The sequence below is a fragment of the Streptomyces sp. VNUA24 genome (assembly GCF_029167005.1).
Lineage (GTDB): Bacteria > Actinomycetota > Actinomycetes > Streptomycetales > Streptomycetaceae > Streptomyces > Streptomyces scabiei.
This window is the reverse complement of record NZ_CP119143.1, coordinates 1530726-1554245: the sequence shown is the minus strand read 5'-3', so window position 1 is coordinate 1554245 and position 23520 is coordinate 1530726. Positions and strand designations below refer to the sequence as shown.

The 23520-nt window shown below is 72.3% G+C and carries 22 protein-coding genes; 9 read left to right on the top strand and 13 right to left on the bottom strand.

All coding sequences use genetic code 11. The features are described 5' to 3' along the window. The first annotated feature begins 4 nt into the window (after positions 1-4). From PYR72_RS06325 to PYR72_RS06305, 5 genes are all read left to right on the top strand, one after another. Positions 5-1024, top strand: coding sequence for an alpha-ketoacid dehydrogenase subunit beta (locus PYR72_RS06325; RefSeq protein WP_275454325.1), 1020 nt, complete (start codon positions 5-7; stop codon positions 1022-1024). Then, positions 1021-2607, top strand: coding sequence for a dihydrolipoamide acetyltransferase family protein (locus PYR72_RS06320; RefSeq protein ID WP_275454324.1), 1587 nt, complete (start codon positions 1021-1023; stop codon positions 2605-2607). The genes PYR72_RS06325 and PYR72_RS06320 overlap by 4 nt, the downstream gene beginning before the upstream one ends. 62 nt (positions 2608-2669) lie before the next feature. Further along, entirely contained in the window at positions 2670-3815 is a 1146-nt protein-coding gene (locus PYR72_RS06315; protein ID WP_275454323.1) for a thiolase family protein, read from the top strand. Continuing rightward, positions 3812-4579, top strand: a complete 768-nt coding sequence (locus tag PYR72_RS06310) for an enoyl-CoA hydratase/isomerase family protein (protein WP_275454322.1) — start codon at positions 3812-3814, stop codon at positions 4577-4579. The genes PYR72_RS06315 and PYR72_RS06310 overlap by 4 nt, the downstream gene beginning before the upstream one ends. Further along, the gene (locus tag PYR72_RS06305; protein ID WP_275454321.1) at positions 4576-5418 is read left to right on the top strand and encodes a 3-hydroxyacyl-CoA dehydrogenase family protein; all 843 of its coding nucleotides are present in this window, start codon (positions 4576-4578) and stop codon (positions 5416-5418) included. Before PYR72_RS06310 ends, PYR72_RS06305 begins: the two co-directional genes overlap by 4 nt. Before the next feature lie 79 nt (positions 5419-5497). Here the strand turns inward: PYR72_RS06305 and PYR72_RS06300 are convergent, their stop codons facing one another. The 7 genes from PYR72_RS06300 to PYR72_RS06270 all read right to left on the bottom strand — a co-directional run bounded on the left by PYR72_RS06300 (position 5498) and on the right by PYR72_RS06270 (position 13366). Then, positions 5498-6397 (bottom strand): PaaX family transcriptional regulator C-terminal domain-containing protein, encoded by a 900-nt coding sequence (locus PYR72_RS06300; RefSeq protein WP_275454320.1) that lies wholly within the window; start codon positions 6395-6397, stop codon positions 5498-5500. Further along, the gene (locus tag PYR72_RS06295; protein WP_275454319.1) at positions 6394-6867 is read right to left on the bottom strand and encodes a hotdog domain-containing protein; all 474 of its coding nucleotides are present in this window, start codon (positions 6865-6867) and stop codon (positions 6394-6396) included. The genes PYR72_RS06300 and PYR72_RS06295 overlap by 4 nt, the downstream gene beginning before the upstream one ends. After that, positions 6864-9239 (bottom strand): bifunctional salicylyl-CoA 5-hydroxylase/oxidoreductase, encoded by a 2376-nt coding sequence (locus PYR72_RS06290; protein WP_275454318.1) that lies wholly within the window; start codon positions 9237-9239, stop codon positions 6864-6866. Before PYR72_RS06290 ends, PYR72_RS06295 begins: the two co-directional genes overlap by 4 nt. Next, positions 9236-10870 (bottom strand): AMP-binding protein, encoded by a 1635-nt coding sequence (locus PYR72_RS06285; protein WP_275454317.1) that lies wholly within the window; start codon positions 10868-10870, stop codon positions 9236-9238. Before PYR72_RS06285 ends, PYR72_RS06290 begins: the two co-directional genes overlap by 4 nt. Next, the gene (locus tag PYR72_RS06280; RefSeq protein WP_275454316.1) at positions 10867-11826 is read right to left on the bottom strand and encodes an acyl-CoA thioesterase domain-containing protein; all 960 of its coding nucleotides are present in this window, start codon (positions 11824-11826) and stop codon (positions 10867-10869) included. Before PYR72_RS06280 ends, PYR72_RS06285 begins: the two co-directional genes overlap by 4 nt. Continuing rightward, complete coding sequence (locus PYR72_RS06275; RefSeq protein ID WP_275454315.1) at positions 11826-12311, bottom strand: cupin; 486 nt, start codon at positions 12309-12311, stop codon at positions 11826-11828. The genes PYR72_RS06280 and PYR72_RS06275 overlap by 1 nt, the downstream gene beginning before the upstream one ends. A 239-nt stretch (positions 12312-12550) precedes the next feature. Continuing rightward, positions 12551-13366, bottom strand: a complete 816-nt coding sequence (locus PYR72_RS06270; RefSeq protein WP_275454314.1) for a fumarylacetoacetate hydrolase family protein — start codon at positions 13364-13366, stop codon at positions 12551-12553. Between the two features lie 134 nt (positions 13367-13500). Here PYR72_RS06270 and PYR72_RS06265 point away from each other — a divergent pair, with 134 nt between their 5' ends. Beyond that, positions 13501-13935, top strand: coding sequence for a RidA family protein (locus PYR72_RS06265; protein ID WP_275454313.1), 435 nt, complete (start codon positions 13501-13503; stop codon positions 13933-13935). 111 nt (positions 13936-14046) lie between these two features. On the opposite strand, the gene PYR72_RS06260 is transcribed toward PYR72_RS06265, so the two are convergent. The 3 genes from PYR72_RS06260 to PYR72_RS06250 form a co-directional block, all read right to left on the bottom strand. Then, complete coding sequence (locus PYR72_RS06260; RefSeq protein WP_275454312.1) at positions 14047-15687, bottom strand: M4 family metallopeptidase; 1641 nt, start codon at positions 15685-15687, stop codon at positions 14047-14049. A gap of 257 nt (positions 15688-15944) precedes the next feature. Next, complete coding sequence (locus PYR72_RS06255) at positions 15945-16985, bottom strand: vWA domain-containing protein (RefSeq protein ID WP_275454311.1); 1041 nt, start codon at positions 16983-16985, stop codon at positions 15945-15947. 197 nt (positions 16986-17182) lie between these two features. Next, a complete protein-coding gene (locus PYR72_RS06250) occupies positions 17183-17518 on the bottom strand; it encodes a hypothetical protein (protein ID WP_275454310.1) in 336 nt (111 codons plus the stop codon). A 165-nt stretch (positions 17519-17683) separates the two neighbouring features. Between PYR72_RS06250 and PYR72_RS06245 the strand changes: the two genes are divergently transcribed. Both PYR72_RS06245 and PYR72_RS06240 read left to right on the top strand, forming a co-directional pair. Further along, positions 17684-18385 carry an SDR family oxidoreductase gene (locus tag PYR72_RS06245; protein ID WP_275454309.1) on the top strand — a complete coding sequence of 234 codons (702 nt, stop codon included), beginning with the start codon at positions 17684-17686 and terminating at the stop codon, positions 18383-18385. Positions 18386-18410: 25 nt separating this feature from the next. After that, positions 18411-19289: an alpha/beta hydrolase gene (locus tag PYR72_RS06240; protein ID WP_275454308.1), complete on the top strand. Its 879-nt coding sequence runs from the start codon at positions 18411-18413 to the stop codon at positions 19287-19289. Positions 19290-19600: 311 nt separating this feature from the next. Here PYR72_RS06240 and PYR72_RS06235 read toward each other — a convergent pair whose 3' ends face one another. The 3 genes from PYR72_RS06235 to PYR72_RS06225 form a co-directional block, all read right to left on the bottom strand. After that, a complete protein-coding gene (locus PYR72_RS06235; protein WP_013006167.1) occupies positions 19601-19885 on the bottom strand; it encodes a GlsB/YeaQ/YmgE family stress response membrane protein in 285 nt (94 codons plus the stop codon). A 350-nt stretch (positions 19886-20235) separates the two neighbouring features. Then, positions 20236-21750 (bottom strand): transcriptional regulator, encoded by a 1515-nt coding sequence (locus PYR72_RS06230; protein WP_275454307.1) that lies wholly within the window; start codon positions 21748-21750, stop codon positions 20236-20238. Positions 21751-21948: 198 nt separating this feature from the next. Next, entirely contained in the window at positions 21949-22701 is a 753-nt protein-coding gene (locus PYR72_RS06225) for an IclR family transcriptional regulator (protein WP_275454306.1), read from the bottom strand. A 198-nt stretch (positions 22702-22899) separates the two neighbouring features. On the opposite strand from PYR72_RS06225, the gene PYR72_RS06220 reads away from it, so the two are divergent. After that, a complete protein-coding gene (locus tag PYR72_RS06220; protein ID WP_275454305.1) occupies positions 22900-23394 on the top strand; it encodes a hypothetical protein in 495 nt (164 codons plus the stop codon). The last annotated feature ends 126 nt before the right edge of the window (positions 23395-23520 follow it).

Here is a 23520-nt window from a genome sequence, read left to right as displayed (position 1 = left end):
CGCCATGACCAGAGTGACGATGGCGCAGGCGCTGAACACCGCACTGCGCGACGCGCTGAGCGAGGACGAGCGGGTGCTGGTCTTCGGTGAGGACGTCGGCCCGCTCGGCGGTGTCTTCCGGATCACCGACGGGCTGACCCGTGACTTCGGCGAGGAACGCTGCTTCGACACCCCGCTCGCCGAGGCGGGCATCGTGGGCCTGGCAGTCGGCATGGCGATGGGCGGCTTCCGGCCCGTCGTCGAGATGCAGTTCGACGCCTTCGCCTACCCGGCGTTCGAACAGATCGCCTCGCACGTCGCCAAGCTGCGCAACCGCACCCGGGGACGGCTCACCCTGCCGATGGTCATCCGCATCCCCTACGCGGGCGGCATCGGCGGAGTCGAGCACCACTGCGACTCCAGCGAGGCGTACTACGCGCACACCCCCGGCCTGAAGGTCGTCACCCCGGCGACGGCCGAGGACGCGTACTGGCTGCTGCGGGACGCCGTCGCCGACCCCGACCCGGTGGTCTTCCTGGAGCCGAAGAAGCTGTACTGGTCGAAGGAGGAGACCGACCTCCGGCACCGCGCGGCCCTGCCCTTCGGCCGGGCGGCGATCCGGCGGGAGGGCCGCGACGCCACGCTCGTCGCCTACGGCCCGTCCGTGCCGGTCGCCCTGGCGGCGGCCGAGGCGGCGGCGGCCGAGGGCATCGACCTGGAGGTCGTCGACCTGCGCACCCTCGTCCCCTTCGACGACGAGACGGTCACCGCCTCCGTGCGCCGCACCGGGCGCTGCCTGGTCGTCCAGGAGGCCCAGGGTTTCGCCGGCGTCGGAGCGGAGATCGCCGCACGCGTGCAGGAGCGTTGCTTCCACTCCCTGGCCGCGCCCGTCCTGCGGGTGACCGGCTTCGACATCCCCTACCCGCCGCCCAAGCTGGAGCACGCCCATCTGCCCGGCGTCGACCGCGTCCTCGACGCCGTCGACCGCCTCCAGTTCGCCGACGACCCGGACGTCCGGCACCTGCCGAAGGGAGCGGCCGCATGACCACCACGACACACGCCGAACAGCTGTTCAGGCTCCCTGACCTCGGTGAGGGTCTCACCGACGCCGAGATCGTCGAGTGGAAGGTCGCGGTCGGCGACACCGTGACGATCGACCAGATCGTGGTCGAGGTCGAGACCGCCAAGGCGGCGGTGGAGGTACCGGTCCCGTACGCGGGCACGGTGCTGTGCCTGCACGCGGACGCGGGCACGCCCCTGGCGGTGGGGGAGCCGCTGATCACGGTGGGCGCGGCGGCCTCCGACGGACGGGACGGTCCGGGCGCGACGGCCGCCGGCCGGCCGGACACCCCGGAGGAAGGGGCCCGGGCGGAAGCGGGGCGGCCGGACGGCACCGCGGCGGAGCGGTACCGCGAGGAGGAGCAGGCGGGCTCCGGCAACGTGCTGATCGGCTACGGCACCGGCCACGGCCCGGCCCCCCGCCGCCGACGCGGGCGCCCGGGCCCGCCGCCGGCCGCCGGAGCCTCGGTCGCCGGAGCCTCGGCCGCCGGGGCCGAGTCCGCCCGGGCCTCAGCCGCCGACGCCCCGGCCACCGCAGCCTTGACCGCCGGGGCGCCGCTCGCCGCGTGTGCCGGGCTGCGCGGGGACGGCGACACGGCCGTTCGTCGCCCGGCATCCGCGGCCGTCGCGACGGGGGACGAAACGCCCGCACCGGCCGGCGGCGCCCCGCACCGGGCCGCGCCCCGCGTCATCTCACCCCTCGTCCGCAGGATGGCCCGGGACCACGGGATCGATCTCACCGAACTGACCCCCTCCGGCCCGGCCGGGATCGTGCTGCGCCGTGACGTGGAGCAGGCCGTCGAGTCGGCCCGGCGGCCCGTGCCGCGCCCCACGCCCGTACCGGCCCCCGAGCCACAGAAGAACCCCGTACCGGCGGGACCCGAACGCATCCCCCTGCGCGGACTGCGCCGTGCGGTCGCCGACAAGCTGTCCCGCAGCCGCACCGAGATCCCCGACGCCACCACCTGGGTGGACGTGGACGCCACCGGACTGCTGCGGGCGAAGAGGGAACTGGCCGCGGCCCGCCCGGGCAGCGGCATCGGGCTGCTCGCCCTGCTGGCCCGCGTCTGTGTCGCCGGACTGGCCCGCTACCCGGAGCTGAACTCCACCATCGACACCGAGCGCCGCGAGATCGTCCGCTACGACGAGGTGCACCTGGGCTTCGCCGCCCAGACCGACCGCGGCCTGATGGTGCCCGTCGTCCGTGACGCCCACCGTCTGACCACGGTCCGACTGGCGGCGGAGCTGGCCCGGTTGACCGACCTCGCCCGAAGCGGCAGCCTCCCGCCGGCGGCGCTGACCGGCGGCACGTTCACCCTCAACAACTACGGGGTGTTCGGCGTCGACGGCTCGACGCCCATCATCAACCACCCGGAGGCGGCCCTCCTCGGCGTGGGCCGCATCGTCGACAAGCCGTGGGTCGTGGACGGAGAGCTGACCGTCCGCAAGGTCACCCAGCTGTCGCTCAGCTTCGACCACCGCGTCTGCGACGGCGGCGTGGCCGGCGGCTTCCTGCGGTACGTCGCCGACTGCGTGGAACGCCCGTCGACCCTGCTCGCCGACCTCTGACGGACCTGTCTTCTCCCTCCCTCTGCCACCCGCCGCCACACCTCCGTGAAGGAGTCCGCCCCATGCCCGACGAGGTCTATCTGATCGACGGCGCCCGCACCCCGCTGGGCCGCCATCGCGGAGCCCTGGCCTCCGTCCGTCCCGACGACCTGGCCGCACGCGTCGTCGCCGAGGCGGTACGGCGCTCCGCGATCCCCGCCGAGGCCGTGGACGAGGTGATCCTCGGCGCCGCCAACCAGGCCGGCGAGGACAACCGCAACGTGGCCCGGATGGCGGCCCTGCTGGCCGGACTGCCGCACTCCGTGCCCGGATACACCGTCAACCGGCTCTGTGCGTCCGGCCTGACGGCCGTGGCGTCCGCCGCCCAGACCGTCCGGGCGGGCGAGGCCGACCTGGTCGTGGCGGGCGGAGTGGAGTCGATGACCCGCGCCCCCTGGGTGATGGCCAAGCCCGGCACGCCCTGGTCCCGGCCCGGCGAGGTGCACGACACCCCGCTCGGCTGGCGGTTCACCAACCCGCGTTTCCCCGCCGACACCACCCTGTCGATGGGCGAGACCGCCGAGGAACTCGCCGCCCTGGACGGCATCACCCGAGTCGAGGCGGACGCGTTCGCGCTGCGCAGCCACCGCCGGGCCGTCGCCGCCCAGCAGGCCGGCCGGCTCGACCGGGAGATCGTCCCCGTGCCGGTGCCGGACGGCGAGGTCACCCGGGACGAAGGCCCCCGGCCGTCCACCTCGCTGGAGCGGCTGAGCGGGCTGCGCCCCTCCTTCCGCGGCGACGGCATCGTCACCGCGGGCAACTCCTCGCCACTGTCCGACGGGGCGGCCGCTGTGGTGGTGGCGAGCGGGGCGGCGGTCGAACGGTACGGCCTCACGCCACGGGCCCGTGTCGTCACCGCCGCCTCGGCCGGGGTCGAGCCCCGTCTCATGGGGCTCGGCCCGGTGCCCGCCACCGCCAAGGCACTGGACCGGGCCGGCTGGAACATCGCCGCCCAGGTACTGGCGGTGGTGCGCCGCCTGAAGGTCGACGAGGACCGGGTCAACGCCGACGGCGGCGCGATCGCCCTCGGGCACCCGCTCGGCTGCTCCGGCACCCGGATCGTGCTCACCCTGCTCGGCCGGCTGGAGCGCGAGGACGGCCGCCGCGGTCTGGCGACCATGTGCGTGGGAGTCGGACTGGGCGTGTCGCTGCTGGTGGAGCGCGTATGAGCACCACGACGGCAGACTCGTACGCCTACGACACACTCCTCGTCGAGGAACGCGCGGACAGGGTCGTGGTCACCCTGCACCGGCCCGAGGCCCGCAACGCGATCGACGCCCACATGATCGCCGAACTCCACCGTCTCTGCGAGGAGTTGGAGCGTCACCCGCGTCTGCTGCTGCTCACCGGGCACGGGGGCGTCTTCGCCGGCGGTGCCGACATCGCCGAACTGCGCGACCGGGGCCGCGACGAGGCCCTCCAGGGCATCAACAGTCGCCTCTTCGAACGGGTTCGCAGGCTGCCCCTGCCCACCGTGGCCGCCGTCGACGGCTGGGCGCTCGGCGGGGGCGCAGAACTGGCCTACGCCTGCGACCTGCGGATCGCCGCCCCCGGCGCGGTCTTCGGCAACCCCGAGCCGGGCCTGGGCATCCTCGCCGCCGCCGGGGCCTGCTGGCGGCTCAGGGAACTGGTCGGCGAGTCGGTGGCCAAGCAGGTGCTGCTCGCCGGCCGGACCCTCGACGCGCCCGCCGCACTCGCCTGTGGGCTGGTCATGGACGTCGTACCGGCCGAGCGGCTGGCCGCCGAGGCGCACGCCCTGCTCGACCGGATGGCCCGCGCCTCCGCGCTCGCCCTGCGGCTGACCAAGCTCGTGACGGACGCCCCCGGCGGCCACCCGGTCGCCGACGACCTCGCCCAGGCCGTGCTGTTCGAGGGCCGGGACAAGCAGGAACGCATGACGCGCTTCCTGGAGAAGAAGGGAGGCCGGGCATGACCTCGGCAGCATCGACGGCACCCGCCGTCGTCGGGGTGATCGGCGGCGGGCGTATGGGCGCGGGGATCGCCCAGTCCTTCGCCGCCGCCGGGTCGGCGGTGGTGGTCGTGGAACAGGACGCCGATGCCACGGACGCCGCCCTGGCGCGCATCGCGGTTGGTCTGCGGCGGGCCGGGGCCGAGGAGGCCGTGCCCCGGGTCACCGCGGTCGCCTCGGTGACCGAACTGCCGCGCGACGCCGACCTGGTCGTCGAGGCGGTCCCGGAGAACGCGGCACTCAAGGCCCGCCTGCTCGCCGCCGCCGAACAGCGCGTGGGGGAGCGGTGCGTGCTCGCCAGCAACACCAGCTCCCTCTCGGTCACCGACCTCGCGGCGGCCCTGCGGCACCCCGGACGGTTCCTGGGCATGCACTTCTTCAACCCCGTACCGGTCTCCGCCCTCATCGAGCTGGTCACGGCACCCGACACCACCGGCGACACGCTGGAGTCCGCCGTCCGCTGGACCAGGGCCCTCCGCAAACAGGAGGTGATCGTCGGTGACTCGCCCGGCTTCGCCAGCAGCCGCCTGGGACTCGCCCTCGGCCTGGAGGCGATCCGCATGGTGGAGGAGGGCGTCGCCACCCCGGACGCCATCGACACCGCCATGTCCCTGGGCTACAAGCACCCCACCGGACCCCTGCGCCTGACCGACCTCGTCGGTCTCGACGTACGCCTCGCCATCGCCGACCACCTGCACGCCACCCTCGGCGAACGGTTCGCGCCGCCCCGGCTGCTGCGGGAGAAGGTCGCCCGCGGTGAACTCGGCCGCAAGAGCGGACAGGGGTTCTACCCGTGGCCGTGACCGGCACCGACGAACACCTCGCCCGCTGGTTCGGCGCGGGCGCCCGTACGCCGGTCCGACGGCCGTAGCCCCCGGACGGTCAGGAACTGCGCTGCAGCGCCCTCGTGTCGTCCGTGCGCCCTGCCGTCCTCGGCTGCGCCGGCCAGTAGGCGGCGGCGTGGGCCAGCGCCCGGCCCTCCAGCAGCGTGACCATCCGCTCGAAGAGCCGGACGGCGTCCGGGCCGCTCCAGTCCTCGGCCAGCACCTCGCGCGGCAGCCCGGGGTCGCGGAACGGCAGCTTGCGCCAGTGGTCGACGACCGCGAGATAGGTGACGAAGGCGTGGTCGCCGTCGATGACGGCGGCCTCGCCGAGCCGGTCGGCCTCCCCCTCGTACTCGTCGATGAACTCCCGGTAGCGGCGGTCGATCTCGTCGAGGTCCCAGCCGCCGCGGACCATGGCCGTCAGATCCTGTCCGGCGACGTAGTCGCCGACGAAGACGGCGCACTGCGCGGTGAGGTCGAGTTCGGCGATGGCGCGCTGGGCGGCCGGGAGCATCCGCGCCGGGGCGATCCAGACCGCCGATCCGATGTTGCCGAAGCCGAGGGAGGTGAGGTGTGCGGTGAGCCGGTGCCGCAGGGCACGAGCGGACTCCGGTACGGAGAAGTTCACGAAGCACCAGCCGTCGCCGAGGTCGGCGGGCTGCCGGGCGTGCCAGATGACCTCGTCACCGGCGACGAGCGCCTCCAGAGCGGCCGGGGTCAGGGTGTAGCCGCGCATGCCCGCACGGCTCTCCGAGACCAGCCAGCCGCGTTTCTTGAGCCGGAAGACCGCCGTGCGGACGCTCGGCGCGTCCAGCCCCAGACCGGTCAGCAGCTCGACCGTGCCGGCGATGGGCATCCAGTTGCCCATCTTGCGGACGACGGCGCCGAGGAAGCTCACGAGCACTGTCCGGGAACGCCGGGCGGCCGGGGAGGGCCGGTCGCCTTTGATCGTACTCATTCCAGTGAGTATGCCGGACGGTCCTGCGGCGACCCGACCGGCCCGGTGAGCGCGGCGACCCACTCCTTCGGCCACGGAGCGCTCGCGGCACCACCGCGGTGGTCCCCGCCGATGTGGACGGTCACATAACGGCCTTGCGCGGCCCGGCCGCGCGGGCGGCCGCGGAACTCCTCGCCCCAGACCTCGAAGTCGAAGGTCATCGACGTGGTGCCGATCCGCACCGGCTCCACCACCGCGCACACGTCCTGGCCGAAGAAGAGCGGCGCCTCGAAGTCCACCTCGTAGCGCACGCGCGGAGCGACCGGGAAGTAGCCGTGCAGGCCGAGCCCGTGCATGAGCGACGCCTCCGCGGCCTCCACGAAGCGTACGACCGTGCTGTTGTGGTAGATCCCGGCCGCGTCGGTGTCGATCCACTCGATCCGTGTCCGGTGCACGCCGACCGGACCGCCGGCCCGGAGCGAGGTGCTCACGCGGGCACCGTGCCGGAAGCGGGGGTCCACCGCAGGTGCACATCGGCCGCGGCCCCCTCGCGCAGCAGCGACAGTCGGGGCGCGACCTTGTCGGTGCGGGAGGAGGGCGGCTTGCGGCGACCCGCCGACCACTGCACCGGCCACCGCGCGCCGGGCCCGCGGTACTCCTGCTCCGCCGCCGCCTGCAGCGTCCACTGCGGGTTGTACAGATGGGTACGCCCCAGCGCGCACAGGTCGGCCCGCCCGGCCAGCAGGATCGAGTTCACGTCGTCGTAGGAGGAGATGGCCCCGACGGCGATCACCGGCACCCCGGCGGGCCCGGCCACCTTGTGCCGGATCCGGTCGGCGAACGGCGTCTGGTAGGAGCGGCCGTAGGCGGGCTGTTCGTCCCGGGCGACCTGCCCGGAGGAGACGTCGATGGCGGCCGCGCCGTGCTCGATGAACGCGCGGGCGATGTCCACGGCGTCGTCCTCGGTGTTGCCGTCGGGCATCCAGTCGGTCGCCGAGATACGGACGGTGACCGGGACGGAGGAGGGGACGGCCCGGCGCACCGCGTCGAAGACCTCCAGGGGGAACCGCAGCCGGTTCTCCAGGGAGCCGCCGTACGCGTCGGTGCGCCGGTTGGCGACGGGGGAGAGGAAGGACGAGAGCAGGTACCCGTGGGCGGCGTGCACCTCGATCAGGTCGAAACCCGCCTCCACCCCGCGCCGGGCGGCACGGGCGAAGTCCGCGACCACCTTGTCCAGGTCCGCGCGGGTGGCCTCGCGGGGGACATGGCACCCGGCGCCGTACGGCAGCGGCGAGGGGCCGATCACCTCCCAGTTGCCGTCCTCCAGCGGCTCGTCGATGCCCTCCCACATCAGCTTGGTCGAGCCCTTGCGCCCCGAGTGGCCGAGCTGCAGACCGATCTTCCCGCTCGTCCGCTCGTGCACGAAGCCGGTGACCCGGCGCCAGGCGTCGCGCTGCTCGTCGGACCACAGCCCCGGGCAGCCCGGGGTGATCCGCCCCTCCGGGGACACGCAGACCATCTCGCTCATCACCAGCCCGGCTCCGCCCAGCGCCTTGGAGCCCAGGTGCACCAGATGGAAGTCACCGGGGACGCCGGAGTCGCAGGAGTACATGTCCATCGGGGAGACGACGACCCGGTTCTCCAGCGCGAGCGGACCGATCCGGACCGGCTGGAACATCGCCGGGGCCACCTCCGGCGCCCGCTGGCTCCGGGCGAACTCCGCCTCCATCAGCGCGGCGAACTCGCCGTCGCGTTCCCTGAGACTGTCGAAGGTGATGCGCCGCGAGCGGGTGAGGAGGTTGAAGACGAACTGCGCCGGCTCCTGACCGGCGTACATCCCGATGTTCTCGAACCACTCCAGCGACGCCTGCGCCGCCCGCTGGGTCGACTCGACGACGGGCTTGCGTTCGCTCTGGTAGGCGGCGAGCGCGTCGGCCACCGTCGGGTGCTCGTGCAGGCAGGCCGCCAGCGCGAGAGCGTCCTCCATGGCCAGCTTGGTGCCCGAGCCGATGGAGAAGTGGGCGGTGTGGGCGGCGTCGCCGAGCAGGACCACATTGCCGTCGTACCAGCGCTCGTTGCGGACCGTCGTGAAGTTCAGCCACTTGGAGTTGTTGGTGAGGATCCGGTGGCCCTTCAGCTCGTCGGCGAAGATCTCCCCGATCCGCGCGACCGCGTGCTCGTCGGAGACACCCGGCGGGAACACCTCGTCCGCCGTCCGGTCGAAGCCGGCCCGCCGCCACACGTCCTCGTGCATCTCGACGATGAAGGTCGAACCCGTGGCGGAGTAGGGGTAGCCATGGATCTGCATGGTGCCCCACCGCGTCTGCTTGACGAAGAACTGGAACGCCTCGAAGACCAGGTCGGTGCCCAGCCAGATGTACTTGTTGCGCCGGGTGTCCAGCGACGGTCCGAAGACGTCCGCGTACTTGGTGCGGACGGCCGAGTTGAGGCCGTCGGCGGCCAGCACCAGGTCGTGGGAGGCCCGCAGTTCGTCCACGTCCGGGGCCTCGGTCCGGTAGTGGACGGTGACGCCGAGGTCCGCGGCCCTCCGCTGCAGGATCTGCAGCAGCTCCTTGCGGCTCATCGCCGCGAAGCCCTGGCCGCCGACGGTGAAGCGGCTGCCGCCGAACTCGACGTCGATGTCCGTCCAGCGGGCGAAGCGGCTCTCCATCGCGGCGTGCACGGTGTCGTCGGCGTTGTCGATGCCGCCCAGGGTCTCGTCGGAGAAGACGACTCCGAACCCGAAGGTGTCGTCGGGCGCGTTGCGTTCCCAGACGGTGAGTTCGTGCGCCGGATCCAGCTGCTTCATCAGGGCCGCGAAGTACAGCCCGCCCGGGCCGCCGCCGACGATGGCGATCCTCATGCTCGCTCCTCCAGGAGCCGACGGAGCTTGAAATGCTGCAGTTTGCCGCTGGGATTGCGTGGCAGGGCCTCCACGAAGCGCACCTCGCGCGGGTACTTGTACGGCGCGATCTGCTGTTTCACGTGGTCCTGGATGTCCTTCGCCCGCACGGCGTCACCGACGACCCCGTCGCGCAGTACGACGAACGCGCAGACGATCGCGCCGCGTTCGGCGTCCGGCGCGCCGACGACGGCCGCCTCGACGACGTCCGGGTGCGTGTCGATGGCGGCCTCCACCTCGGGACCGGCGATGTTGTAGCCGGACGACACGATCAGGCTGTCGTTGCGCGCCCGGTACCAGAAGTAGCCGTCCTCGTCCCGGAGGAAGGTGTCACCGGTGATGTTCCAGCCGTTGACGACGTAGCCGGCCTGCCGTTCGTCGTCGAGGTAGCGGCAGCCGACCGGGCCGATCACCCCGAGCAGGCCCTCGGTTCCCGGGCCCAGTTCCTCGCCGTCCGGCCCGAGGATCGCCGCACGGTAGCCCGGTACGGGTCTGCCGGTCGCCCCGGGGCGGATGTCGTCGCCGGCCGCCGAGATGAAGATGTGCAGCATCTCCGTGGCGCCGATCCCGTCGATGACCCGGAGGCCGAGCCGGTCGCGCAGTTCCTCCCACAGGCCCTGCGGGATGTGCTCGCCGGCGCTGACCGCCCGGCGCAGTCCGGCCAGCCGCGACACCTTCCCCGCGTGGAGGATCTGCCGGTAGGCGGTCGGGGCGGTGGCCAGGACGCTCACCCCGTGCTCGGCCACCAGGTCGGCGAGCCGCGGGGGCGGCACGGGTTCGGTGAGGAACGCGCAGGCGCCCGCCCGGAGGGTGAAGACGACCAGCATGCCGAGGCCGAAGGTGAAGGCGAGCGGCGCGGTGCAGGCGACCAGGTCGTCGGAGCGCAGCCCGAGCGTGTTCCTGCCGAAGGTGTTGTCGATCGAGAGGAGGTCGCGGTGGAAATGGGTGGTGATCTTGGGGACGCCGGTGGTGCCCGAGGTCGGGCCGAACAGCGCGACGTCGTCCGCTGCGGTGTCGACCGCCGCGAAGCGGCCCGGCTTCCGCCCGGCCCGGCCGCTGAGGTCGTCGGCCCCGGCCCCGCCGCATGGCACCACGGTCAGCTCCGGTGCGACCGTGTCCCGCACCGCGAGCACGTCGTCCAGGAAACGGGGGTCCACCAGCGCCACGGCGGGCCGCGTCTTCGCCACGATCGGCGCCAGCTCGCGGGCCCGCAGCGCGGTCATGACGGCGACGGCTATGCCGCCCGCCCGGAGCACGCCCAGCCAGGCGGCCACGGCCCAGGGCGTGTTGGGGGAGCGCAGCAGGACCCGGTTGCCGGGCACCAGACCCAGGTCCTCCGTGAGCACCTCGGCGATCTGCGCGGAGCGCCGCCGCAGCTCGCCGTAGCTCCATACCTCCCCGTCGGGCGTGCGCAGCGCGGGCCGGTCGGGGCCGAGGGCGGCGGCCGGACGGTCGATCAACTCGACGGCCGCGTTGAGGCGTTCGGGGTACCGCAGCTGGTCCGTGGTGAACTCCAGCACCGGCCAGTCCCCGGCCCCGGGGAGGTGGTCCCGGGCGAAGGTGTCGACGTGGCCCGAGGGCGACAGGGTCATGCCGGTCCTCCCTCGGACAGGGGCCGCGAGGCGCGGAAGCCTGCCGCCCGGATCATTCCCTCCTGGGCGACGGTCGCCAGGTGGGTGCCGTCCGGGGTGAAGAACCGGCCGGAGCCGAGCCCGCGTCCGCCGTCGGCCGCGACCGCCTGCTGCGTGTACAGCAGCCAGCCGTCCGTCACCCCCGCACGCGGAGCGCGGTGGAACCACATCGCGTGGTCGAGGCTGGCGGTGACCAGCCCCTCCTGTGCCCAGGGCAGACCGAGGACCCGCAGGACGGGCTCCAGGACGGTGTAGTCGCAGACGTACGCGAGGGCGGCCGCGTCACGCTGTGCGTCGGTGAGCCCGTCCACCGGCCGCAGGGCGTCGAACGGCTTGACCCAGACCGCCTGGTGCGGCTCCCGGGCACCCTCGACGTCGAGGTAGACCGGACCCGGCACATGGCGCATGTCGAAGCCCCGGCCCTCCGCCCAGTAGCGCTGCGACTCGGCGGTCATCGTGCCGCCGGTGCGTCCCGCGAGGTACTCCGCGGAGCTGGGCAGTTCCTCGGGATCGGGCAGGTCCCTGCCCAGCCAGTCGGGGACGGCGCCGGTGTGCGTTCCGCCGGGCTCGCCCGCCGCGAAGTTCGCCAGGCAGACGTAGAGCGGCTTGCCGTTCTGGTAGCCGCGCACCTGCCGGGTCGCGTAACCGCGGCCGTCCCGCAGCAGCTCCACCTCGTAGCGCACGTCGGCGCCGATGTCGGCGGGGCGCATGAAGTAGGAGTGCATGGAGTGCAGCGTCTTGCCGTCGTCGACGGACCTCATGGCCGCCGCCGCGGCCTGCGCGACCAGGTCGCCGCCGTACGCCTTCGGCCAGGGGCAGGGCTGGGTGACCGCGGTGAAGGCGAGGTCGAAGCGCTCGGCCTCGACCGGGGTCAGGGTGACGGCGGCGGTGAAGACGTCCGAGGTGGTGTCGGTCATCAGGGGCGGTCCGTCCAGTCACGCAGGTCCGTGTCGTCGACCTGGGGGAGGTTGACCACGATGTTCTCCGGAGTCCGGGTCGTCATCCAGGTCAGCGGCCGATTGCGGTCGAGGTTGCACTCGACGTGGGGCAGGAACGGCGGGACGAAGACCCAGTCGCCCTCCGCCATGTCGATGTAGTCCTCGAACCGGGCGCCGAAGTAGATCCGCGCCCGGCCGGAGAGCACGTAGCCGCCGGTCTCCGCCTCACCGTGATGGTGGGGCACGGAGCGGTAGCCGCCGTCGTTGTGGACCTTGCCGAACCAGATCCTGGTCGCCGGGGTGTGCTGGACGCTGACCCCCGAGATCCGGGTCGCGCCGGCGGACTGCCCGGTGTCCCCGGGCTCCGCACCGGCCCGTGTGACGACCGGTACGACCAGGCCGCTCGCGTCGGCGTACATCGAGTTGTCGCCGTCGAGGACGTACGGCCCGGGGTCGGGCCGCACCGGCAGGGCATGACCGGGGAGGGAATGTCCCGGGAGGGATTGACCGGGGAGGGAATGACCTGGGACGAATCGATCGGGATCGGGGTTCACGCGGTCTCCTGGTCGGTCGCGACGGGCAAGAGGCGGAGAGGGTCGGGCAAGAGGCGGAGAGGGTCGGGCAGGAGGAGATAAGGGGAGCGGTCGGAGAAGGAGGGGGAGCGGTAGCAGAAGGCGGGGGCGGCAGAGGGAAACGGGGGGCGTCAGTCGGTGAAGCGCACGGTGTTGCGCAGGGTGCCGATGCCGGCGATCTCGGTCTCCACGACATCTCCGTCGCGGAGGTAGCGCGGGGGCGTCCGGGCCGCCCCGACGCCGCCGGGCGTACCCGTGAGCACGAGGTCGCCGGGCCGCAGCACGGTGAAGGCGGAGATGTACGCGAGCAGGTCGGCGGCGTCGAACACCAGCGTCCGGGTGGTGTCGTGCTGGACCTGCTCGCCGTTGACGCGGCAGATCACGTCGAGGCCGTCGGCGGGGTCGATCTCCTCCGGTGTCACGACCACGGGACCCAGGGGAGTGGACGCGTCCCACGCCTTGCCCTGGAACCACTCCAGGGTGCGGTACTGCCAGTCGCGTACGGACAGGTCGTTCGCCACCGTGTAGCCGGCGATTCCGGCGAGCGCGGTCTCCCGGTCCGCGCGCCGCAGGGTCGCGCCCACCACGACGGCGAGTTCGGCCTCCCAGTCGACCTGGAGGCCGCCGGGCAGGACGATGTCGGCATCGGGGCCGGTGAGGGTGTCGGCGTACTTGGGAAAGAGCGTGGGGTGGGCCGGAAGCTCCCGGCCCGTCTCCCGGATGTGGTCGGCGTAGTTCAGTCCGCAGCAGATCACCTTGGTGGGGGCGGGGAGCGGAAGCACGGGAACGGCATCGTCGAGGACGTCGCCGGCCAGGTCCGCGAACCGTTGCGGTGGCGTGGTGGTCAGCAGCGCCGACAGGTCGGGGGCGGGGAGTGCTCGCCACGTGCCTCCGTGGAGGACCGCGGCGCTCGTACCCGCTGTGTGGGAGACGGTCGATAGACGCATGAGTGATCCCTCTCCGGGCCGTGTTCCGACCCTCGGGGTATTTCATTATTTCTACGACCGTCAGTGTCGTGTCAATAGATGCTACGGTGAGGCGGCAGGCAGCCAGCCACGGCAACGTTCCGCAGGAGCTTTCTATGGCGACCCACTCGGCCCCGGTTCCGATCAACCCCGCGTCCCTGCCCGAGCCCAGCGGCTACTCGCACGGGACACTCAGCGGCAACACGCTTCACCTGGGCGGCCAGACCGCCCTCGACCGGAACATGCGGATCGTGCCCGGCGGCATCGTGGAGCAGTTCCGGCAGGCTTTCACCAACATCCTCGCCACGCTGTCGGAGGCGGGCGGCCTCCCCGAGGACATGGTGAGCATCACGATCTACCTGACCGACATTCCCGACTACCAGGCGCACGGCAGGGAGATCGGCAAGGTGTGGCGCGAACTGGCGGGCCCGGTCTATCCCGCGATGGCCGGCATCGGCACCACGGCGCTGTGGCAGCCCGAGGCTCTGATCGAGATCGTGGGAGTCGCGGTCATCCCCGATGAGCGGCTGGTGCGGCCCGGGGCCGCGTGAAGTCCCCCCGTGGGGGCCCGTGCTCCGAGGCGGCCCGCGAAAGGCGGCGGCCGCTCCGATCCCGGATCCGGGATCGGAGCGGCCGCGTGACATGTCCGGCGCGGGCGGCGCTCAGTTCACGTTGACCGCGCTCCAGGCCGCCGCCACCGCGGCGTACTCGGTGCTGTCCGCGCCGTAGAGGTCGCGGGCCGCGTTCAGGGTGGCCGTCCGCGCCCCGGCGTAGTTCGTCGAGGACGTCATGTAGACGGTCAGGGCGCGGTACCAGATCGCGCCGAGCCCGGCGCGGCCGATACCGGTGACGGTCGAGCCGTTGTACGTCTCGGAGTGGTAGCTGACGCCGTTGACGGTCTTGCTGCCGCTGCCCTCCGCGAGGAGGTACGCGAAGTGGTTGCCGACGCCGGACGAGGAGTGGACGTCGAGCCGGGCGACCGCACTGCTCCAGTAGTCGACCGAGCCGCCGTCCTTGCTCGGCTTGTCCATGAAGCGCAGGGCGGCCCGTCCCAAGCCGGAGCGGACGACCTTCTCACCGATCAGGTAGTCCCCCGGGTCCTGCGCGTTCCCCGCGTGGAACTCGACCAGCATGGCGAAGATGTCGGACGTGGCCTCGTTCAGCCCGCCGGACTCGCCCGAGTAGACCAGCTTGGCCGTCCTGGAGGTCACGCCGTGGGACATCTCGTGCGCGGCCACGTCCAGTCCGACCAGCGGCCCGAACTGGGTGCCGTTACCGTCGCCGTAGGTCATGCAGAAGCAATTGTCGCTCCAGAAGGCGTTGGAGAGATTCTTGCCGTAGTGGACGCGGTTGAAGGAGCCCCTGCCGTCGTCGGCGATGCCGTTGCGGCCGTGGACGTCCTTGTAGTAGTCCCAGGTCATGTCGCTGCCGTACTGCGCGTCGACGGCGGCGGTCGAACGGTCGGCGGTCGTGCCCGTGCCCCAGCGGTTGTCGTCGTCGGTGAAGGGGGTGGTGGCGACACCGCCGCAGGTACCTGCGGTGCAGGTGTCGGTCCTGTCGGCCGCGTCGATGGTGTGGGTGTGACCGCGCGTGGCGTCCTTGAGCTGGTACGCCGAACCGGAGAGGGTCGTCTCCAGCGGGACCGTACCGCTGTACAGGGACTTGCCCTCACCGGTGACGGTCTGCATGGTGTCCCAGGCGTCGATCCGGGCACCGGTGCGGGCGTCGGTCAGCACCGTACGGGCGACCGGGTTGCCGAGCGGGTCCAGCCCGGTGGCTTCCGTGCGCCAGGCCAGTCTCGGGGCACCGTGCAGGGCGTCGACGACGAGCCGGGGCTCGGCCCCGGCCTGCCGCAGCGCGTCCCCCGGGTGGGCGGCGCGCAGGGCGTTCACGGCGACGCGTTCCGCCTCGGCGGCCGACACCTTCGGGGTGGTGGCAGGAAGCGAGATCACGGCCCTCGTCGCCCGGTCGGCACCGCGGAAGGTTCCGTCAGGATTCAGGTGGACGACGAAGTCGCCGCCCAGCACGGGGAGTTGACGGTACGTGCGGTCGTAACGAACGTGCTGGGTCCCGTCCTCGTCCACGATCACGTCCGTCACGGAGGTGTCCTGCGCGGAGGTGAGGCCCAGGGCCGCCGCCCGGTCGACGAGAGCCGCCGCCGCGTTGTCGAGGACGGTGGCGCGGGCGGGCCCGTCGGCCGCGTCGGCGGCCGGGGAGAGTAAGCCTGCCAGCAGCGTGGCGGTGGAGGCGAGGCCGGCCGTGGCGAGACGCGAGGCCCGGGCGTGCTGCCGTATCCAACTCATCGCGGTTCTCTGTCTCCTGGAGAAAGGCGCCGTCGGGCGCGTGTGGGGGTGGCGCCGTGGGTGGCGCGTAGGCATGACGCTGAGAGCGGCGCCGGAGGCAGCGCTGATCTTGTCCTGGCATTCAAGAGGCCGCAGCCCTGTCATGTCCATACCCCTACTGCCGTTCCCCGGACGGCACCTTCCACCCCGTCGGTCTCCCCGACCGGTGGGCCGCCGGGAGGGCACGGCCCTCCGCGGCCCGAGGTGGTGAGCGAGCGTCAGAGCATCAGCAGCAGGCGGGTGTTCGGAACGAGCTTGCGGTTCACGCTGGTGCTCTGCACGAAGATCGTGAAGTCGTCGTTGTGGTCCGGCTTGACGCGGACCTCCGTGTTCGGCAGGCCGAGCAGGGCTCGCGCCTCGGGCCCGGTGTACACACGGTCCGTCTTCTTCTCCAGCACCGCTATCTGCTTGCGGGACTGGACCTTCTCCGACTTGCTCAGCTGGTAGAAGGCGCACCCGGTGCGGTAGGTGTGCCCGCACTCGACGACCCAGTCCCGGATCGCCGCGTCCCGGGCCACCGGGATGAGCTGGTACTTCGACGCCTCCACCGGGGTGAGGCCGGCCGCCGCGATGGTCTCCTTGTTGACGGCCTCCGCGCCGGTGGAGAACACCGCCCGCGATCCCCTGATGCCCTGGGTGCGGCCCACCATGAAGTTCTCGGTGGCCTGTCGGATGACCTGACCGGCCTCCTCCAGACCCTGGGTGCTGGTGGCGTCCCAGATGGCGATGTTGTCCTTCGGGAAACCGCACTGCATGGCTTCGCGCTTGCCCATCTGGTCCGGCACCAGGACGGCCAGCGTCCAGTTGTCGTCCTGGGTCGCGATCATCTCGGCCACGGCCTTGACCAGTTCACGCTGGTTCCTGGCCGGGGCGTCCGGGCAGCGGTGGCTCGCGTTCTCCTGCCCGTCGGTCAGCACGAACGTCAGGAAGCTGTGGTCGCCGTACAGTTGGGCCGTCTGTGCCAGCTCCCGCTGCGACTTCAGGGCCGCCGCCAGCAGGGCGGTCATTCCGCCGGCGCGGTACAGCTGCTTCAAGGACGGCATCCGCAGCACGTCCTTGTCGTAGATGACGCACTCCACCTTGTCCGAGAAGACGTACACGGTCACCCGGGTCTCCTGGTCCAGCTCCCCCGACCGGCGGGCGAGGTAGGCGATCTGCTGGTCGGCGACCTCCACGACCTTGCGGCTCAGGTGCGACATGGACGAACTGGCATCCAGCACGAGAGCGACGTGGTTGATGTAGTTCTGGCTTCCGGACATGGAAAATCCCCCAATTTCGCGGCCTGTTGGCTTCCCGACCTGATGCTTCTACCTTCTCACCCACCACTGACAATCGATCTTGAACGCGGTGGAGGTGGGCGGACGTCCGGGAGGCCGGCCGGAGTTGTCGCAGTGCTGCCTCCGCTTCCCGGTCGGCCGGCGCTCACGATCGTGACGGCGACGCGCGAGCCGGGCTGTCAGAAGGTCCGGAAGTGCGGGGCGGCCGCGGGTATCGCCGGGACCTCTGTCAGGTGGACACCGCGGCGCACCAGCAGACGGTGCAGCTTCTCGAACCGCAGCCCGCGGGCGAACCGTCCGTACCGCGTGCGGAGCGTGTCGTCGGTACGGGTGCGGTCCCAGTAGAACTCGGTGAGCCCGTAGTCGCGGCACATGCCGTGGTCGCCGAAGGTGTCCTCGGCGAAGGCCGGCCCCAGGATCTCGGCGACCCGTGCGGGGGAGTCCGCGGGACCCGCCCCGAGCGCCGTGCCGGTGGTGACGACGTCCCCGTGGAACGCCAGGGAATGCGGTGTCAAAGACCGTCCCCCGATGTGGTGTGTCCGGCATGAGCGAGGGGCGCGGTGGCTCGGCGGCTCGGCGGCTCGGCGGGGCCTTACTTCAGGCACCCATCGAACTTGCGCGAGGAAACCGATCGGTTTACCTTGGTGGAAACCGATCGGTTTCCTGGTGTGGAGGCAAGCATGACCGCATTGAAGGGCGCACACGTCCTCGTCACCGGCGGCAGCCGGGGCATGGGCAAGGCCCTGGTGGAGGAGCTCTACGCGCGCGGCGCCGGCAAGGTCTACGCCACGGCCCGCGACCCGCGCGACGTGACGCACCCCGACGCGGTCCCCCTGGCCCTGGAGGTCACCGACCCGGCGTCCGTGGCGGCAGCCGCCGCACAGGCGCAGGACATCACCGTGCTGATCAACAACGCCGGCGCCTCGGTCGGCGCGTCCTTCCTCGACTCCCCGGTGGAGCACGTACGCCGGGAGTTCGAGACCAACTTCTACGGCCCCCTCCTGGTCACCCGGGCCCTGGTGCCGGTGATCGAGCGCAACGGCGGCGGCCACCTGCTCAACGTGCACTCCGTGCTCTCCTGGCTCGCCCTCGGCGGCTCCTACAGCGCCTCCAAGGCCGCCCTGTGGTCACAGACCAACTCCCTGCGCCTGGAGCTGCGCCCGCGCGGCATCGCCGTCACCGGACTGCACGTCGGCTACGTGGACACCGACCTCGCCGCCGGCGTCGACGCGCCCAAGTCCGACCCCCGCGCCGTCGCCGCCCTCGCCCTCGACGGCGTCGAGGCGGATGCCCACGAGGTGCTCGCCGACGACATCTCGCGGCAGGTCAAGGCGGGCCTGGCCGGTGACCTGGCAGGGCTGTACCCCCAGTTGGCGAAATAGCCCGCACGCACGAGGAGCCGACGAGATGCCCCACCACGGGTCACGTCCCACCATCACGATCCCCGGGACCACCAGCCACACCATCGCCCCGCGCGCGGGCGGACACGGCCACGAAGGACGGCTGCGCTACCTCAAGGCGGGCACCGGCGCTCCGCTGGTCCTGCTGCACACCGTGCGCACCCAGGCCGAGCACTTCCGCCACCTCATCCCGCTGATCGCGGACCACCACACCGTGTACGCCCTCGACCTGCCCGGGATGGGGTACTCCGAGATCGTGCCCGGCGCGTCCTACGACGAGCCGGCCATGCGCGCGGGCGTCCACCGGCTCCTCACCGCACTCGACCTCCACGACGTGACCCTGGCGGGGGAGTCCATGGGGGCGGTGCTCGCCCTCACCACCGCGGCCGATCTCCCGGAGCGGGTGCGGCGCGTCGTCGCGGTCAACACCTACGACTTCCGCGGCGGGATCGCCCGCTCCGGCCTCCTCGCCCGCGTGGTGGTCGGCGGAGTGCTCACGCCGGGAGTGGGCCCGGTGATCGCGGGGGTGGAGCCCCGGCCCGCCCTCGCCAGAATCCTCCGGGACGGTCTCGGCGACCGGAACGCACTGCGTGAGGACTACGTGGACGAACTCCTCCGGGTGGGCAGCCGCCCCGGCTACCCGGCCGTCGCCCGAGCCGTGTACCAGGCCCTGCCCACCCTGATCGCGGCCCGCTCGCGCTACCCCGAGGTGAAGGCCCCCGTCCACCTCGTCTACGGCGAGCACGACTGGTCCCGGCCCTCGGACCGGGAAGCGAACAGGCTGCTGCTGCCGGACGCCGCCTTCACGCACGTGCCGTCGGCGGGCCACTTCATCGCCCTGGAGCGGCCCGACGTCCTGGCCGACCTGCTGAACGCGAGGGCGTGACACGACGGAACCAGCCCTGGTGGCACCCCTGCCGACAAGGCAGGGGCGGCGCGGCCAGGAGCCAACCGCCGGAAGCCGCCCGGCGCCTGTGCCGTCCTAGGCGTCCCCTGTCGGGCGTCCCCTATGCCGCCCCGCCCTTCGGCCTGGTCATGGTCCTTCTCACCAGCACGGGGCCGCCGTCTGGCGGCTCCAGGTGGACGACAGCGAGCGCCCCCGTCTGCCGACGGGGGCGCTCGCTCACTTCCACTTCCCTTGTCCCGCTTGCCTCACTTCTCGGGGCTGTGCCCCTCACACTCCGCCTGATCGGCCCGTCAGGCGTGAGCGTGCCCGCGCCGGTGTCCGCGGTTCGTGAACAGCCGGTACAGCGCGAGGAGGATGACGGACCCGATGATGGCCGCGATCCAGGTGGAGAGATCGAAGAATCCGTCGATCGAGTCGACCCCGAATATCACCTTGCCGAGGAATCCTCCGAGCAGACCTCCGGCGATACCGATGAGCATGGTGACGATAATTCCGCCCGGGTCCTTGCCCGGCATGAGCGCCTTGGCAATGGCCCCGGCGAGCAGACCGATAGCTATCCACGCGATGATGCTCATGGCAGCGATTCTCCCTTGCGTTCTCTTCGATTCGCCAGACGTGTTTCCAAGAGAGACGCAGTCAAACGGAAGTCGACGACAGTTCCTCGGGCGCGTCGCCCCGGGAGCGGATCGGGAGGAGGGGCGAGCGCGATGATCGCCCGCCCTCCACGCCCTGTCCGGCCGTCCATCCTCTTCGTCGAATCAGCCGATTGATTTGAAACGCGGTGCCGGGGATTTCACGCCACTTCGTCCATTGACGGTCCCCTTGATGGTGATCGTCGACCGAACCGAAAGGTCGATCAAGGCTTTCCATGCGAAGAGTAAGGTCGCAGGGACATTGCCTCCGCAGGCGCGGGGAAAGGGACGGGTCAGTCGCCCGTCTCCGCCGCTTCCGAGGCGGGGGTCATGGGAATCCAGCCCTCGGAGTTCCGGTACCAGTACTGCTTGAGCCCCTCGATGCTCGTGGTGCGGAACGGGCGGCCGTGGTCGTCGATGCGCACCGTGCCGGAGCGGTCCTGGGAGGACCAGTCGAGTTCGAGGTACCAGTCGCAGGTGCAGGACTCGGTCTGCGCGGAGACCAGCAGGATCTCGGGCTTCCGCAGGGACACCTGATAGGGGAAGTCGATCGCCGGACCCGGCCTGTCCGGGTCGTTGCTGGGCATCGAACGGGCCAGCGGACGGCGCGCGTCGAGGTCCACGGCGAAGTGGCGAGGGACGAGGATGGCGCCGCAGCCTTCGTACGTGGAGTAGGCGATACCCCGGTCGGCGGCGGGGACGCCGCGGTCCACCATGCGTACCCGCAGGGCCTCCAGCACGACGGCGGCGGAGCCGCGCCCCTGCACCGAGATCCTCAGATCCGTGGTGCGCCCGTGTACGGCGCCCTGGGACGCCGCCCACACCGCCGCGTCCGTCGGGGACGGCGGCGGTGGGACCTGCCCGGGCGGCTTGGCGATGACGTAGTCATGGGCGCACTCGTGCTGCCAGAGCTGCGAGTCGGCCGTCCAGGTGAGCGGGACCTTCGGCGCGTCCGCGTCGGCGCTCGCCCGCGTCTCCCGCGAACCGCTGTCGGCCTGCGGGGCGGGTTCCGAGGGCTGCGGGGTGGTGCGGGCGGAGGACGGCGACTCGGGATCACGGGAGGGAGGCGCGGCAGCGGAGCGCGGGACGCCGTCGCGGCGCGGGGCCGACACGGGGGACCTCGGTGCGGTGCGGGCGGAAGCCGACGACTCGCCGCCCCCGGAAGGGCGCCCGGCGGCGGACGAGGCGAGACCGGCGAGCGCGAGGGTCAACGAGGCCGCCAGCGCCAGCGACCGCACGGACCGTCGCCGGAGACGCCTGGCACCGGGCCGTCGCCCGGCCGGTGCGGCAGGCCCGGGGGCCTCCTCCGCCGGGTCGCCGGGGGACGTGGACAGGGCTGAGGCGGCGGTGGCGATGCCGTCGGGCGTGGGCCCGGCGGAGGCAGCGGAACCGCTGCCGGACGCGCAGGCGGCGGAGTCCGCGGTGTCGACGCCGTGCGGCGTGGCTGCGGCAGAAGCCGCCGTTCCGGTGTCGTGGGGCGCGGGCACCGCCGCGGCCGCTCCGCGCGGGCCAGGGTGCGCGGGGGCCCGCCGCGCGTCGGACGCGCGTGAGCGTTGCCGGGCCGCGACGGCCAGGATCCACCGGCGGTGCAACTCCACGCGCTCCTCCGGGGAGGCTCCGCAGAGCGTGGCGAACCGCTCGATCCCGTTGAAGTCCGCGGGAACGGCCTCACCCGCGCAGTAGCGGTGCAGCGTGGAGGCATGCATGCCCAGCCTCCGGGCCAGTGCCGCGTAGCTGCGGTCCGTGCGCTCCTTCAGACGCGTCAGCAGAAGCGCCAGCTCCACAACGTCGTCGTGGATTGCATCCATGTGGTCGTACTCGCATCCATCCGTGTGCCCGGGCCCTCGTGTCCAGAACCGGGACCGCATCCAGGCCCTCTCCCTACCTGTACGCCCGGGCGCCCGGGACGGTTGCACGCGTGTGCCCGCCCTGCCGTCACAACCACCCGCACTCGGCGCCGTGTTGGAGCCGTGCCGGACTCTCCGGTCATGTCCGGCGGTGTGCGGTCAGGCGCCGAGCAGAGCCGTCTCCAGGTGGCGGCCCCAGCGCAGGGCGGCGGCCACGCACTCCTGGGTCCTGGGTTCCAGGCGTCGCCGCGGGCCCACGACCTGCACGGCGGCGACGACCTCGCCGGTGAAGTCACGGACCGGTACGGCGACCGAGTACAGGCCCGGCTCGGCCTCCTCGTCGACGACGGAGTAGCCACGTCGTCGCGTCAGCTCCAGCCGGCGCAGGAAGTCGTCCAGGTCGGTGGGTGTGTTGGGGCCGTGGCGGACGAACTCGGTGCGGCTGAAGACCGCGGCCACCTCGTCTTCGTCGGCGTCGCTCAGCAGGGCCTGGCCGCAGTCGCTGCAGTAGGCCGGGTAGGGACGGCCGATCCACGAGCCGAGCTGACGGCTGCCGGGGGGCACCCGCTCCGCGATGGTGACGGTGGTGTCGCCTGCCAGGACGCCGAGGTAGCAGCTCTCGCCGGTCTCGGTCGCCATGCCTTCCAGGGCGGTGAGCCCGTCCGTGCGCAGCCGGTGGGCCGTGAGGTCGCGTGCCGCCGTGTAGAGCCGCCAGTGCGGTGTGACACCCCCCGACACGTCGTCGCGGACGACGAACTCCTCCGCGGCCATGGCGGTGAGCATGCGGGACAGCTGGCTGCGGTCGCGTCCCATCTGCCGGGCCAGCTCCGAGACGGACGGGGCGGGACCGGACCGGGGTCCTCCGGCCGTACCTCGGGCGAGCGCCGACAGGGCGTCAAGGCCCTTCGTCACGCTTGAGTCCACGTGCTCCTCCGCCGTGCCGACGTGTGCCTGCGCCGGGGTGCCGGCCGCGTGACTGTCGGTCCGCACTGTATCGCCGCCCTGACATCCTGCCCAAAATTGTGCAGCATCTGCATCTTGCCGTGCATTTAATGCACGGCCTAGCATCCCTCCATCAGCCACCGCCCGAAAGCCGAGGGACGCATGCGCATGGCCACGACGACGTTCACACCCGGAGCCGGAGCCGGAGCCGGAGCCGGAGCCGGAGAGGAGCGGAGTGCCGCCCTCGCCTCCGTCCGACGGCGGACGGTCCGGACGGTCAAGGTGTACTGGCCGGTCGGAGCGGCCACCCTCGCCGCGTGCGCGGAGGGGGACCTCGAAGCACTGCGCGCCGACGAGTCCTTCGCCTCGCTGCTGCGAGTCCTGGAGTCCTCACCCGAACTGGGGGACTTCGGCGTCTACGGCGACGTCTTCGAGGTCGCCTTCGGCGCGGAGGGCTTCACCGTCCGGCCCGGCGCCCGCCCGTCCCTCGGCTCGGTCGGCGGACGGTTCCTCTCCTCCACCCTCGCCGTCACCACGTACGTCGACGCCGAGGCGGACGACGACGACCTGGCGCGGGTGCTCGCCCGCCTCGCCGACGCCCACCCCTGGGAGATCCCCGTGATCGAACTCTCCGCCCCGCTGGACCTCGTCTCCCGGGCCTGACCCACCCCCTCAGCCCGCCCACCCCCCTCGGACGTGCGCGAACACCCCGACGCGCACCCCCACCCGTCGAAAGTGGCCCCACCCCACAGCCATGCCGTGCCGATCACCCCCCACCCCACCCCGCAC

Excerpts from the sequence above, each read along its gene's own strand:
- PYR72_RS06325 (WP_275454325.1), top strand. The coding sequence starts at position 5 with ATGACCAGAGTGACGATGGCGCAGGCGCTGAACACCGCACTGCGCGAC.
- PYR72_RS06320 (WP_275454324.1), top strand. The coding sequence starts at position 1,021 with ATGACCACCACGACACACGCCGAACAGCTGTTCAGGCTCCCTGACCTC.
- PYR72_RS06315 (WP_275454323.1), top strand. The coding sequence starts at position 2,670 with ATGCCCGACGAGGTCTATCTGATCGACGGCGCCCGCACCCCGCTGGGC.
- PYR72_RS06310 (WP_275454322.1), top strand. The coding sequence starts at position 3,812 with ATGAGCACCACGACGGCAGACTCGTACGCCTACGACACACTCCTCGTC.
- PYR72_RS06305 (WP_275454321.1), top strand. The coding sequence starts at position 4,576 with ATGACCTCGGCAGCATCGACGGCACCCGCCGTCGTCGGGGTGATCGGC.
- PYR72_RS06300 (WP_275454320.1), bottom strand. The coding sequence starts at position 6,397 with ATGAGTACGATCAAAGGCGACCGGCCCTCCCCGGCCGCCCGGCGTTCC.
- PYR72_RS06290 (WP_275454318.1), bottom strand. The coding sequence starts at position 9,239 with ATGAGGATCGCCATCGTCGGCGGCGGCCCGGGCGGGCTGTACTTCGCG.
- PYR72_RS06285 (WP_275454317.1), bottom strand. The coding sequence starts at position 10,870 with ATGACCCTGTCGCCCTCGGGCCACGTCGACACCTTCGCCCGGGACCAC.
- PYR72_RS06280 (WP_275454316.1), bottom strand. The coding sequence starts at position 11,826 with ATGACCGACACCACCTCGGACGTCTTCACCGCCGCCGTCACCCTGACC.
- PYR72_RS06270 (WP_275454314.1), bottom strand. The coding sequence starts at position 13,366 with ATGCGTCTATCGACCGTCTCCCACACAGCGGGTACGAGCGCCGCGGTC.
- PYR72_RS06265 (WP_275454313.1), top strand. The coding sequence starts at position 13,501 with ATGGCGACCCACTCGGCCCCGGTTCCGATCAACCCCGCGTCCCTGCCC.
- PYR72_RS06260 (WP_275454312.1), bottom strand. The coding sequence starts at position 15,687 with ATGAGTTGGATACGGCAGCACGCCCGGGCCTCGCGTCTCGCCACGGCC.
- PYR72_RS06255 (WP_275454311.1), bottom strand. The coding sequence starts at position 16,985 with ATGTCCGGAAGCCAGAACTACATCAACCACGTCGCTCTCGTGCTGGAT.
- PYR72_RS06245 (WP_275454309.1), top strand. The coding sequence starts at position 17,684 with ATGACCGCATTGAAGGGCGCACACGTCCTCGTCACCGGCGGCAGCCGG.
- PYR72_RS06240 (WP_275454308.1), top strand. The coding sequence starts at position 18,411 with ATGCCCCACCACGGGTCACGTCCCACCATCACGATCCCCGGGACCACC.
- PYR72_RS06235 (WP_013006167.1), bottom strand. The coding sequence starts at position 19,885 with ATGAGCATCATCGCGTGGATAGCTATCGGTCTGCTCGCCGGGGCCATT.
- PYR72_RS06230 (WP_275454307.1), bottom strand. The coding sequence starts at position 21,750 with ATGGATGCAATCCACGACGACGTTGTGGAGCTGGCGCTTCTGCTGACG.
- PYR72_RS06220 (WP_275454305.1), top strand. The coding sequence starts at position 22,900 with ATGGCCACGACGACGTTCACACCCGGAGCCGGAGCCGGAGCCGGAGCC.